Annotated in this window: 8 protein-coding genes; 3 read left to right on the top strand and 5 right to left on the bottom strand. The window is 67.2% G+C overall.

Going from position 1 to position 13227, the window contains the following annotated elements:
• Nucleotides 1-50 precede the first annotated feature (50 nt).
• A complete protein-coding gene (locus BN3794_RS04715) occupies nucleotides 51-1349 on the top strand; it encodes a chloride channel protein (RefSeq protein WP_066094090.1) in 1299 nt (432 codons plus the stop codon).
• A 5-nt stretch (nucleotides 1350-1354) separates the two neighbouring features.
• On the opposite strand, the gene mpl is transcribed toward BN3794_RS04715, so the two are convergent.
• The 3 genes from mpl to BN3794_RS04700 form a co-directional block, all read right to left on the bottom strand.
• Nucleotides 1355-2758, bottom strand: coding sequence for a UDP-N-acetylmuramate:L-alanyl-gamma-D-glutamyl-meso-diaminopimelate ligase (mpl, locus tag BN3794_RS04710; protein WP_066094088.1), 1404 nt, complete (start codon nucleotides 2756-2758; stop codon nucleotides 1355-1357).
• Nucleotides 2759-3060: 302 nt separating this feature from the next.
• On the bottom strand, nucleotides 3061-3624 hold the full coding sequence (locus tag BN3794_RS04705) for an adenylate kinase (RefSeq protein ID WP_066094084.1): 564 nt from the start codon (nucleotides 3622-3624) through the stop codon (nucleotides 3061-3063).
• A gap of 103 nt (nucleotides 3625-3727) precedes the next feature.
• Nucleotides 3728-4219, bottom strand: a complete 492-nt coding sequence (locus BN3794_RS04700) for a hypothetical protein (RefSeq protein WP_236493214.1) — start codon at nucleotides 4217-4219, stop codon at nucleotides 3728-3730.
• Nucleotides 4220-4381: 162 nt separating this feature from the next.
• Between BN3794_RS04700 and ppa the strand changes: the two genes are divergently transcribed.
• Complete coding sequence (ppa, locus tag BN3794_RS04695) at nucleotides 4382-4918, top strand: inorganic diphosphatase (RefSeq protein WP_066094079.1); 537 nt, start codon at nucleotides 4382-4384, stop codon at nucleotides 4916-4918.
• A 1115-nt stretch (nucleotides 4919-6033) separates the two neighbouring features.
• Nucleotides 6034-9000: a TonB-dependent receptor gene (locus tag BN3794_RS04690; protein ID WP_066094076.1), complete on the top strand. Its 2967-nt coding sequence runs from the start codon at nucleotides 6034-6036 to the stop codon at nucleotides 8998-9000.
• A 303-nt stretch (nucleotides 9001-9303) separates the two neighbouring features.
• Here the strand turns inward: BN3794_RS04690 and BN3794_RS04685 are convergent, their stop codons facing one another.
• Nucleotides 9304-12072: a serine/threonine-protein kinase gene (locus BN3794_RS04685; protein ID WP_066094073.1), complete on the bottom strand. Its 2769-nt coding sequence runs from the start codon at nucleotides 12070-12072 to the stop codon at nucleotides 9304-9306.
• Complete coding sequence (locus BN3794_RS04680; protein ID WP_160330890.1) at nucleotides 12069-12707, bottom strand: ECF-type sigma factor; 639 nt, start codon at nucleotides 12705-12707, stop codon at nucleotides 12069-12071. Before BN3794_RS04680 ends, BN3794_RS04685 begins: the two co-directional genes overlap by 4 nt.
• Nucleotides 12708-13227: the final 520 nt, after the last annotated feature.

Below are 13227 nucleotides of genomic sequence, written 5' to 3'. Positions count from 1 at the left end.
TACACTGAACGACCCGACTCCGCCACGACCCCGCCATGCTCCGACACCGGTTGTCCGCCCTGCCGCGCGCGTTCGCCGGCCGCACTCGCGTGACCCTTGTGCTATGGAGCGGCGCGGCCGCGGTGGGGCTGGTGGCGGTCCTGCTGGCGCAGGCCTCTAGCTGGGCGTCGGCGGGCTTCCTGTCGCTGCAGGCCCGCTACCGATGGAGCCCGCTGCTGCTGGTGCCGCTGGGAGGCATGGCCGTATTGTGGATGATGCGCCGGCTTGGGCGCGGCGCGGAAGGCAGCGGCATTCCCCAGGCCAAGGCGGGACTGATGCTGGCCGACAGGCCGACATCGGTAGGTCGATTGCTGTCGGCGCGCATCGCGATGGCCAAGTTCATCGGTATCGTCGGAGGACTGGCCAGCGGCTTCGTGCTTGGCCGCGAAGGCCCCACCGTGCAGATCGGCGCCAGCATCATGTATGGCATGCGCCGTTTCGTACGGGACGACTCGGCCGCGCTGCGCCGCCAGTTGATCCTCGCCGGTGGCGCGGCCGGCATTGCTGCTGCCTTCAACACCCCGCTGGGCGGAATCGTGTTCGCCTTCGAGGAAATGGCGCGCTCGGTGGAGGAACACACCTCCGGCAAGGTGATCGGCGCGGTCATCCTCGCCGGCGTGGTGGCGCTGGCGCTTCAGGGCGATTACCTGTATTTCGGCCGGATCAGGGTCTCGGGCTTCAGCGGCTCCGTCGTGGCACCGATGCTGTTGATCGGCATCAGCGCCGGCCTGGTGGGGGGGGCCTTCGCCTGGGCGTGCGTCCACATCGGCCGATGGATGCCCGCGCCGGTCGCGGCCTGGCGTCACCGTCATCCCTACCTGTTCGTGGGCGCCTGTGGCCTGGTGATCGCCCTGGCCGGACTGGTGGCGCCGATCCACGGATCCGGTGCCGAGATCACCAGCGCGGCGATCGATTCCGGTCGCGCCCTGCCCTGGTACTACCTGCCGATGAAGTGGTTGGGCCTGCTGGCCACCTTCGCCACCGGGCTGCCCGGCGGCATCTTCGCGCCCTCACTTTCCATGGGTGCGGGCCTCGGCAGCTGGTTCGTTCCGCTTTTCGCGCCGGGACTGGCGATCAAGCTGATGGCCATCGGCATGGCGGCGATGCTGGCGGCGGTGACCCGGGCCCCGCTGACTTCCGCCGTGATCATGATCGAGATGACCGATGGCCATGCGATGGTCATCTCCATCCTCGGCGCCAGCCTGATCGCCGCCTCCGTGGCGCGTCTGTTCGGCGTTCACCTCTACCAGGACCTGGCCGAGGCCGCCATCCGCGCGGTAGCGCCCGACGAGCGGCAAGGCCGCGACTGACGGCCTCACGCCGAGGCCAAGGCCGCGACGAAGCGCCGCGGCGCACCCTCGAAGCCACCGTTGGACATGAACACCACCGCGTCGCCGGGCATCACGATGCGGCCCAGATCGGCCAGCAGCGCGTCCACGCTCGGCACCGAATGACCGTCGCCGCGCAGCGCGTCCACCACCTTGTCGGCATCCCAGGCCAATTCGGGGCGATGCAGGAACACCACCACGTCGGCCAGGTCCAGCGACGGCGCCAGCGCGGCGGCGTGCGCGCCCAGGCGCATGGAATTGCTGCGCGGCTCCATCGCCACGACGATGCGCCGCCCCGGACCGACCCTGGCGCGCAGGCCGGCCAGCGTGGTGGCGATCGCGGTCGGGTGATGGGCGAAGTCGTCGTACACGTCGATGCCGGCGTGGTGGCCAACCAGTTCCAGCCGCCGCTTGACGCTGTGGAAGCGCGCCAGCGCCGTGATCACCTCGGCCGGCTCCACGCCCACCGCGTGCGCGGCGGCCAGCGCCGCCAGCCCGTTCATCACGCTGTGGCGGCCGAGCAGCGGCCAGCGCACGGTGCCGAGTTCCACGCCCCGATGCAGCACGACGAACGCGCTGCCATCGGCGTCCAGCAGGCGCGCGCTCCAGTCGAAGCCGGCGCCGCCATCGGCGCGGGCGAGGGCCACCGAGGCATCGTCCAGGCCGAAGGTCTCCACCGGGGTCCAGCAGCCCATCGCCAGCACCTCGGCCAGGCGCGCGTCCTCGCCGTTGACGATCAGCCGGCCATTGCCCGGCACCGTACGCACCAGGTGGTGGAACTGGCGCTGGATCGCGGCCACGTCCGGGAAGATGTCGGCATGGTCGTATTCGAGGTTGTTGAGGATGGCGATCCTCGGCCGGTAGTGGACGAACTTGCTGCGCTTGTCGAAGAACGCGGTGTCGTACTCGTCGGCCTCGACCACGAACTCGGCGCCGTCGCCGAGCCGCGCCGACACACCGAAGTCCTCCGGCACGCCGCCGACGAGGAAGCCCGGCGCGCGCCCGGCCGTCTCCAGCAGGAAGGTCAGCAGCGTGGTGGTGGTGGTCTTGCCGTGGGTGCCGGCCACCGCCAGGGTGGTGCGCCCGGGCAGCACGCGCTCGGCCAGCCACTGCGCGCCGGAGGTGTAGCGGCGGCCGTCGTCGAGCACCGCCTCCACCGCCGGGTTGCCGCGCGAGAGCGCATTGCCGACGAGGACGTCGTCGCAGTCGGCCGAGATATTGCCGGGCAGGTAGCCCTGCTTCAGCGCGATGCCCAGGGTTTCCAGCTGGGTGGACATCGGCGGGTAGATCGCCTGGTCGCTGCCTTCGACCTCGCAGCCGAGTTCGCGCGCCAGCGCCGCCACGCCGCCCATGAAGGTGCCGGCGATTCCGAGGATGTGGATCTTGCTCATGCGCCGATTGTCGCCGATCCGGCCGCCGGCGACGCTTCCGTCGTGTAGGGCCCGCCCCTACCCGACGCGGGGGAACCTCCGATAGGGCCATCGGCCCGTTGCCCGGAGAATGGACCCCGCCAGCCGCAGCCGTCTGATCCGGTCCTACTCCCCAAGAGGCCCATCCCCAATCACAGACAGCTCACGCTGCGGGGCCCTGAGCAAGCCCTCCGGCTGGCGTCTCTTCTCCCCGAGAGGCACGAAGCCCCCGCCAGTGGCGGGGGCTTCGTGTTTGCGCGGCCGGCAGCGCCGGCACGCCGCCTTCAGTGCTTGAGCGCCGCCAGGATGCGGGTGGTCACCTCGTCCAGCTCGCCCACGCCATCGACGCGGGTGAGGATGCCGCGCCCGGCATAGAACCCGCTGACCGGCTCGGTGGCGTCATGGTAGACCTGCAGGCGCTTGCGCACCGATTCCGGATTGTCGTCGGCACGGCCCTCGGCCTTGGCACGGCCGGCGATGCGCTCGACCAGCAACTCGGTCGGCACGTCCAGCTGGACCACCGCGTCCAGCGGCTGGCCCAGCCGGGCCAGCAGGCCGTCCAGCGCATGGGCCTGGGCCACGTTGCGCGGGTAGCCGTCGAGGATGAAGCCGTTGGCGCAGTCCGCCCGCCCCAGGCGCGACTCCAGCATGCCCAGCAGGATGTCGTCGGACACCAGGTCCCCGCGCGCCATCACTTCCTTGGCCTGCTGGCCCAGGGCGGTGCCGGCGGCCACTTCGGCGCGCAGCAGGTCGCCGGTGGAGATGTGCGGAACCTGCAGTTTTTCCTTGAGGCGTGCCGCCTGGGTGCCCTTGCCCGAACCGGGCGGCCCCAACAGAACCAAACGCATCGACGTGACTCCTTAAATGGTGCTGGGTGAACGATCCGGCGGACCGCCGGACCGACCGGTCCACATCCGCCGTGCTGCCGTCCAGCTTACCGCATCCGCCGGATCAGCCGCCGCAGCGCCCCTGCAGCTCCAGCTGCGCGGTATAGAGCGGCACCTCGCCGAGCTTGCCGGCCGCGGCGGCCTGCCGTGCCTGCTCCAGGTAGACCCGGGTCTGGCCCTGGCCGTCCGGCGCCTGCTGGTTGTCCTTCGGCCGGCGCCACACCTTCACCACCGCCATGCGCGCCGGACAGGCGGCATCCGGTACGCGCACCAGGTCGTTGAGCTTCCAGCCGGCCGCCACCGAAGGCTGCGCCTGCGCGGCATCGACGAAGCGGGCGCGCGGCTGGCAGGTGGGTGAGGTCCGTACGGCATTGAAGCGGTACGGATCGGCCGCATCGCCGGTGAACACACCCTCCAGGCGCACGCAGGCCTCGGGGATCTGGCGCAGGGTGTGCACCGCGCCCACCGCCTGCGCCGCCCCGACCGGGCGCTGGATTTCGGGTGCCGGCTCGGCCGCCACGGCGGCGGCGACCACGGCCTGGGCCATGACGGCCATTGCAAGCGATTTGCCCCACATGCGCGATCTCCTGTCCGAATCTGGCGGCAAGGCTGGCACCGGGCGCCTGAACACCGCGCCAAACCCCGCCGGCGGTGCGCCGGCCCGGGCCCTGCGGGTAAAATGCCCGTCCTTTCCACCCTCACGCATCGGAGCCCACCCATGGGACTGGAGCTGGTCAGCGCCGGCAAGAATCCGCCGGACGAAGTCAACGTCATCATCGAGATCCCGAAGGATTCCGACCCGGTCAAGTACGAGGTGGACAAGGACAGCAGCGCGATCTTCGTCGATCGCGTGCTGGCCACCCCGATGCGCTACCCGGCCAACTACGGCTACATCCCGCACACCCTGTGCGGCGACGGCGACCCGGTCGATGCGCTGGTGCTGCTGCCGCTGCCGCTGGTCACCGGTTCGGTGATCAAGTGCCGCCCGGTCGGCGTGCTGCGCATGAGCGACGAGAAGGGCAGCGACGAGAAGCTGATCGTGGTCCCGCTGGCCAAGGTCTACCCGGACTACGCGCAGATCGCCGATATCGACCAGGTCGATCCGCACTGGCTGGCCCGCATCGGCCACTTCTTCGAGCACTACAAGGACCTGGAGAAGGGCAAGTGGGTCAAGCTCGACGGCTGGGGCAATGCCGCCGAGGCCAAGCAGGTCATGATCGATTCGATCGAGCGCTACGGCGCGCCGATCGACTGATCGCCCGGCCATCCGGCCAGCCATTGGCCCGGGTGGCCACGATTTCGCGATCCAGGCCACGGACATGTCAGTGGCCTGCGGCCTTCCCGCAAGGCCGCCCCTGATTGGGTCATCTGCACCTCGCAAGGTCGGCCCGACCCGAAGTGGACCGGGCAATCTGCCGTCGCGCCTGCACTGACCATCCCCCCACTTCCCCAACAGACACGACACGGCGCTATTGCCTGCCCTGCCGTCCGCTTGGCTCGAACCCGGCCCCGTGGATCCGGCTTCTCTTCTCCTGTCTCCTGCGTTTCCTGTCTCCTGCGTTTCCTGTCTCCTGCGTTTCCTGTCTCCTGCGTTTCGATCCAACGGGAAAGATGACACGACGGTGGACTGATACGCGATTCCTGGCGTGACGCACGACGATACCGTTCGCACGTGACCTTCGGTCTCTTGCTGCGCCCAGGAGAAGTCCTTCGTCCTTGCCAAGCCCAGGGGATTTCCTCCCAATCCATGGCCAGCAATGGATCAACGGCCGGCAACGAAACAAGGCCGGTTCCCGGCCCGGCCCGAATCCGGCCCGGCAGCGACCCGAGACCACGCGAACGGGCCGCACCGACACAAAGGCCCTCGCAGCCGTTGCCGGAGAAGGAATCCCGTCGATCCCCATGATGGCGCGGGCGAGTTGATTGCCAGGTCCGAACTTCGACGAAATCCGGCTTATGCGAGCCGGGCAAATACCGTCATCCGGATATCCACAGACGGATATCCGCAGAATCACTTTGTCCTCTAGCCCCATGATCAGGGCCAGGCCGCCGCAAGCCGATCGGCGATCGGCGATCGGCGATCGGCGATCGCCGCAAAGCTACATCCGGTCATCACCGAGCGAGGAGATGCCCATCCTCCACGCGAATCGGATATCACACGCGACACTTCTACTGATTGTCACGGCATAGACACATTTCATGCCAATGACAATGCCCGCACGCAATGGTGCACATGACGGCAATAGCCTGACGTAACACTTCGTTAACTTCGCGCTCAGACCGGCTTCATCTCCGGTCGACCCACAGCGCCATGCCTTCCCCTGCGGAAGCATGGTCTCCTTCGAGTATCGACAAGGGGACTCAGTCCACATGAAGCAACCACGCAACATCCTCCTAAAGCGCAGCGCGCTGGCCCTGATGCTGGGTACCTGCCTATCGCAAGGCGCTGCCTGGGCACAGAGCACGTCGGGCGACATCATCGGCAGCGTCAGCAGCAGCGAGGCCGGACAGAAGGCCGTCATCAAGAGCCTGAGCTCCGGCGTGACCCGCGAGACCACCGTAGGCAACGATGGTCGCTTCCGCGTTCCCGCCCTGCCGATCGGCCAGTACGAGGTGACCGTAGGCGGCCACACCGCCACCGTGAACGTGGTCGCCGGCCAGGCGACATCGGCCAATTTCGCCGAGGCCACGAGTCTGGACAGGATCGTGGTCAGGGGCACCGGCGGTCCGAACGCCATCGACCTGAGCAGCGTGGAATCGCGCACCACCTTCACTGCCACCCAGCTGAACGAGCTGCCGATCCCGCGCGACATCACCTCGGTTTCGTTGTTGACGCCCGGCACCGTGGCCAGCAGCGGCTATTTCGGCAATGCCTCCTTCGGTGGTGCTTCCGCCGCCGAGAATAGCTACTACGTCGATGGCTTCAACGTCACCAACCTGTATGACAGCCTGTCGTTTTCCCAGGTTCCTTATCAGGCGATCGACCAGCTCGATATCCAGACCGGCGGTTATGGTGCCAAGTACGGTTTCTCCACCGGTGGCGTGACAAGCGTCAACATCAAGCGGGGCACCAACGAGTGGAAGGGCGGTTTCAGCTGGACTGGCGCCCCCGATTCGCTCAGCGACAACGTGGGTAAGGTCTACCGCAATGACGGCGAGATCTTCCGCAATTACGAAAACAACTACAGCGCGTCCAACGTCTATTCGGCCTGGGTAGGTGGTCCGCTGATCCCGGACAAATTGTTCGTGTTCGCACTGGGGCAGTTCACCGACAGCCACACCACCTCGTATGGCGGCCGTTCCAGTACCAGCGACACGTCCACCTCTACGTCCGCCTACGATTATGCTGGCAAGACGCCCTACCAGCTGCTCAAGCTCGACTGGTACCTCAACGACTGGAACCACCTCGAGTACACCGGCTTCCGCAACCACAGCCGCTACGCCTACAACTACTACACTGCCAACTACAACCTGGATACCAACGACGTATCCAAGACCCAGTACCTGGGCCAGCTGGTCGGCAAGAGCGGTGGCCAGACCGACATCTTCAAGTGGACCAGCAACCTGACGGACAACCTGACGGCCACGCTGCAGTACGGCCAGATGCGCAACCGCAGTTCGCAGTTCACCATCAGCCCCGACGGCGTCGAAAGCTACTACGACGGCGACATCAACGGTGCCGCAGGCGCCTGCCCGTATGTGTACTCGTACGTGACCGGTTCGCAGCTCGGCTGTGCCGTCACCAGCAGTGTGGGAATCTACGGGGGCCACAACGAACGCGACGGCGGCAAGCTCGATTTCGAATGGCAGCTGGGCGACCACAAGATCAGCTTCGGCTACAGCGACGAGACCTGGAAGTCCAAGCAGGGCGAGTCCTACTCGGCCGGCGCCTACTGGGTGATCCGCCCTACCTACACCTACCTCATCAACTACCGCACCGGCGGCAGCGTAGAGATCAAGCAGAAGTCCTGGTACATCGACGACCACTGGCAGATCACCGACAACTTCATGCTGTACTACGGCATCCGCAACGACTCGTTCAACAACAAGAACTCCAGCGGCATCACCTTCGTCAAGCAGGACAACATCTGGCAGCCCCGTGTAGGGTTCTCATGGGATCTGTCCGGCAATGGCGACAGTAAGCTGTTCGGATCGCTGGGGCGTTATTCCCTGCCTATTGCCGCAAACGTTGCCCTGCGTGCTGCAAGTGCTTCGTACTACACCGTCAACTACTACACCTACAGCGGCGTAGACTCCGTTACCGGTGTTCCCAACGTAACCGGCTCGTTTGCCAACGGCGCCTATGATTCGGTCTATAACGGTGAAAACGGCACCGTGCCTGATGCTAAGGCCGTGGCCAGCAAGGGGCTAAAACCCTACACGCAAGACGAGGCAATCCTTGGCTATCAATACAAGACCACCTCAGACCGTGATTTTCTCGATGCCTGGACATTAGGTATTAAGGGCACGTATCGTCGCATCAACAACGTGATCGACGATACTTGCGATTCACGTGCAATCTACAACGCTGCCACCGCTGCCGGTTACGACCTATCCAACTGGGACGACGAATGGACCGTCCCCGGCAACCTTCCCGGCTGCTGGTTGTATAACCCCGGCAGCAGTCTGACGGTAACGATGGATGTGGACGGCGACGGTACTGCCGACACGATCACCGTGCCGGCCAGCGAATTGGGTCCGAAGGCCAAGCGCTACTATAAGGCCATCACGCTTAGCGCCGACAAGCAGACCGATAAGTGGCAAGCGAGCATCAATTACACTTGGTCGAAGCTCAACGGCAACTACGAGGGTCTTGTCAAGAGCACCAACGGACAAGACGACACCGGCACAACTTCGGACTTCGACTTCGCCGAAATCATGTACGGCTCTGATGGCTACCTGTTTAATGACCACCGCCATAGCCTGAAGGCCTACGGGGCCTACAAGTTCTCGCCCGAGTGGCAGGTTGGCCTGGACCTGCAGGTCCAGTCGGGTTCACCGATCAGCTGTTACGGCGGCGGCACCGGGACCTTCGACACAGAATATGGCTATGGCGGCACTTTCCACTACTGCAATGGCGAGATTGCCAAGCTCGGCACCGCTGGACGCACGCCTTGGACCTACAACCTGAGCGCCAATGCGGTCTATCGTCCATCTTGGCTCAATGGCCTGAGTGTGCAGCTATCGGTCTTGAATATCTTCAATAATGTCAAGCCGTTACAAGTCTACGAGCAGACTGACAACACCACCTACGGTTACATCTACAACAACTACAAGGTAGGAAAGTACTACACCACGCCGCGCTACGCGCGTATCCAGGTGCAATACGACTGGTAATCCCGGTTTGGCGCTACATTGCCATCCGCAACAAAAAAGGCCCCTGGAACTTCCAGGGGCCTTTTTTTCATCCAATTTCGCCGGGAGTGACCAGGCCAGCATGTGATTCCCGAATGACGGCATCTTCCCACCAATTTCCCAGTCTAAGCTGGACCTATAACAACTAGATCCATCGTTCTCTCTCCCCTGCCGCTGCCCCGTCAGCGGCATTTTTTTGCCCGGTGCCTGGACCGCATGCCCCTCGCGTCCACTCACCGGACAGCGCGACGCAACCTCCTGGCCCCGTCTCCTGGCACCGGGCCGCTAGTGCAGCGAGACATCCAGCGCCTGCAGCCGTTGCAGATCCGCCGCGCCGGCGACCATCTGCTGGCGGAGCACCGGGGCGGCACTGGCAACCAGCGCCCGCGCGGCAGCTTTTTCGCCGTTGGCCAGTTCCGCCTCGGCCAGCGACAGGCGCAGCTTGGCCAGCGGCAACCCGGCCGGGTCCAGGCGTCCGGCCGAGCGGGACACCAGGTCCTTCCACGCCGCCTCGGAAGCACCGGTGCGGCCGGCGCGCGCGTCGATGCCGGCCTGCAGCGCCTGGCCGCGGTCGCGCAGCATGGCATCGTCGCCATCCAGTCCTGCCAGGGCATCGTCCAGCAGGTGCTGGGCCCGGTCCAGCTCGCCCAGGTGCAGGTGCAGTTCCGCCTGCCCCATCTGCTGGACGCGCAACAGCGGCGTGCCGGCCGGCAGCAGCCGCTTGAGGCCCTCCTCGGCATGGTCCATCAACGGCCGTCCCTGCGCGAGGCGTCCGTCGCGCATCAACAAGCGTCCCAGATTGGCTTCGACGGTGAGCGTGGCACGCGCCTGGTCGCCGAACAGGTCGCGGCGCAGGCGCAGCGATTGCCGGTACAGCGACTCCGCCGCAGGCACGTCGCCACGGGCCTCGGCAAGGGTCGCCATGTTGTTGAGCAGGATGGCGTGGTCCTGGGTGCCCTCGCGTCCGGCAATGCGCAGTTGCGCCAGCGCCTGTGCATAGTGCTCGGCCGACAAGGGCATGTCGCCCAGGTCCTGGTAGGCGCCGGCCAGTTCCATGTAGGTCATCACCAGGCCATCGGAGCCCTCGCCATAGAGCTGGCGCGCGAGCGGGAGCTGGCTCTCCAGCAACGCGATCCCCTCGCGCAGGCGCCCCTGGCTCAGTATCACCCGCGCCAGGTCATAGCTGGCGCCCGCATAGCGTTCGCTCCGGCTGCCATACCGGGCGAGGACGTCGGTACGCTCCTGGCGCAGCATTCCCTCGGCGACGGCGTATTGCCCGCGCGCGCGCGCGACCAGGGCCAGGTTGTGCAGGATGTCGCCCGCGTAGTTGCGGTCGTTGGCACCGTCCCTGTCCGCCTGCGCCCGACGCAGGGCCAGCGCGGTGCGCAGCTCGCGCTCGGCGGCGTCCAGCTGGTCATCCTGCTGCAGCGCCAGGCCCAGTACGTTATGGGCGCCGGCGATGGCGTCGCCGTCCCGGGCGCGCTCGGCCAGCGCCAGTGCGTGCCGGGCCGGCACCAGCGCCTCCCGGCCGCGGCTCTGCCGGCTCAACAGCAGCGAAAGGTCATGCAACGCGGCCGAGGCCTGCAGCGGATCGTCCACGCCGGGAGCCTGCAGTTCCGCGGCGGCCCGGCGCAGCAATGGCTCGGCCCGGGCGGTCTGGGTCAGGTTCATGTAGGCACGCCCGATCACCGCATGCAGGCGTGCGCGGGCGGCCGGCGAAATGGCGGGATCCTCGTCGATATGGCGCGCGCCGGCATCCAGCACGTCGCGTGCGCTGATCTGCTCGGCGCCGCGCGAGGCGCGAAGCTTCGGGTCGGCGGCATTGAAGGCGGAGACCAGGAAGTCGCTGATCCCGGTCGCCGCCTCGGCCTGCGCGCGGGCCTCGTCGCGGGCACGCTGCAGGCCCACGATGAAGCCGCTTCCCATGGTCAGCATCACCCCCGCGGCCACTACGGCCCGCCAGTGCCGGCGGACATGGCGCCGCGCGCGGTAGAGGCGGCCGCCGGCCCGGGCCAGCACGGGGGCATGCGCCAGGTGGCGGCGGATGTCCTGCGCCAGCTCGGCCACACTGCCGTAGCGATCGCGCGGATCGATGCGGCAGGCCTTGGCCACGATGGCGTCCAGGTCGCCCGCCAGCCGGCCGCGCCAGCGACACTGCGTGCCCGCCAGCCGCGACGGGGACGGCAACGATGCCTGCGAGGCCTGCAGATCACGCGCCACCGGCACGTCGGCCAGCAGCTCCAGCAGCACCACGCCCAGGCTGAACACGTCGCCGGCCGTGCCCACGTGGGTCCCGGCCAGCAGCTCCGGGCTGGCGTAGGGAACCGTGCAGTATTTCAGGCGGTCGTCGGCCGAGCCGCCGTCCATCAGCCGGGCGATGCCGAAGTCGAGCAGGACCGGGTCGCCGTCCGCGCGCACCAGGACGTTGGCCGGCTTGATGTCGCAGTGCAGGACCAGCTGTGCGTGCGCGGCCTGGACCGCCTCGCACACCTTCAGGAACAGCGCCAATCGGGCGTCCAGGCCGACGCGTTCCTCCTGCACGTAGCGGTCGAGCGTGCGCCCGTCCACGTACTCCATCACCAGGTAGGGCTGGCCCGCCGGGGTGGTGCCGCCGTCGTACAGGCGGGCGATGCCGGGATGGCGCAACGATGCCAGGATCTGCCGCTCGGCGGCCAGGCGCTGCGAAGTCCCGGCGTCGGGCCATCCGCGCAGCAGCTTGATCGCGACCTGCTGCCGGTACAGGGCATCGGCACGCTCGGCGGCGAACACGCTGCCCATGCCGCCACTGGCCAGGTGCCGGGTGAGCCGCCAATGGTCGATCCGGTCGCCGGCCTGCAATTCCGGCCCGGCCACGCGCGCCAGCATCTCGTCCACCCGGTGCGGGACGCCGCCCATCTGCACCGTCTGCGCCGACAGCAGCGCCAGCGCTTCCGCGACGACGACCGGATCCCCGCTGAGCTGCTCGAGCGCCTGGCGCCAGCGCGCCTCGGGCAGCTCGCACACGGCCTCGAACAGGCGCCGCACCTGCCGCCAGGTCTCGGGATCCTGGCTCATGCCGGCGTCTCGTCGAGATAGCGCTTCAGCCAGGCACGCCCGATGCGCAGGTCGCGTTCCACGGTCGGTACCGAGACCTCCAGCACGGTCGCGATCTCGGCATGGTTCATGCCGCCGAAATAGGCCAGCTCCAGCGCCCGCGACGCCCGCGGATCCAGCCGGGCGAAACGCTCCAGCCCCTCGTGCAGCGCCAGCACCTGGTAGTCGGCCGTCGGCGAGGTCCCGGCCGGCAACGCCAGGTCCGCCTGCGACAGCGTCACCCGCAGCGCGCCGCCGCCGCGCTTCTGCGCCAGGCTGGCACGCGCGTGGTCGACCAGCACCGAGCGCATCTTCAGCGCGGCCAGGGCGAAGAAGTGCAGGCGGTCGCGGTACTGCGTCCCCGGCCCCATCATCCGCAGCAACGCCTCGTGCACGAGCACGGTCGGCTGCAGCAGCACGTCCCCGCGCGATGCCGCCATGCGCGATGCCGCCATTTCCCGCAACACGTCGTAGACCGCCTGGAGCACGGCATGGTCCTCCGGCTGGCGGCCGTTCCAGTCGCACAGCAACCGGGTGACCTCCGTGCCGGAAGGCAGGCGGAACTCGTCTTGCTCGCGGTCCCGGGACTCGCCCGGCACCGCCCTGTCGTGATGCATCCCCCTCTCCCGGCCTGCATGGCCCCGACAATGCAACGCCGATGTCATGGCCAATCCTTCATCGACGCCGCGCATTCCCGCCATTTCGACGCCACGACGGCCACGCGCGGCGCTTGATTGCGCCTGCAACCGTGCCGCAACGGCGCGGCCTGCGGGCGCGCTGCCCATTTTACCCGCAGCAGGGCGTTGACAATCGGGAAACCCCGTGCTTAACCTCGCTTCCCATGAAGTCCAGCCGCACCCTCTTCGACCACTGCCAGCCCGCACCGACCGGTGCGTGCGCGGCTGCGTCGATTCTCGTCCTCGTACTTATTAGCTCGCCAACCGGTGCGGGACGAATGAGCGTGTAAGCAGCAAAAGCACACACGATTCGAACAGACCCCGCACCGGCAACGGCGCGGGGTTTCGCGTTTCAGGGGTCCACAAAAGTTTCCACTGTCATGAACCAGACCGCTTCCGCACATCGCCAGGCATCCCCGCCCTGCAACCCGCAGGCCGGCTCCCGTGCCTGCCCGTCCCC

The sequence above is a fragment of the Xanthomonas massiliensis genome (assembly GCF_900018785.1).
Taxonomy (GTDB): Bacteria; Pseudomonadota; Gammaproteobacteria; order Xanthomonadales; family Xanthomonadaceae; genus Xanthomonas_B; species Xanthomonas_B massiliensis.
This window is presented reverse-complemented; position numbering and strand designations above follow the sequence as displayed.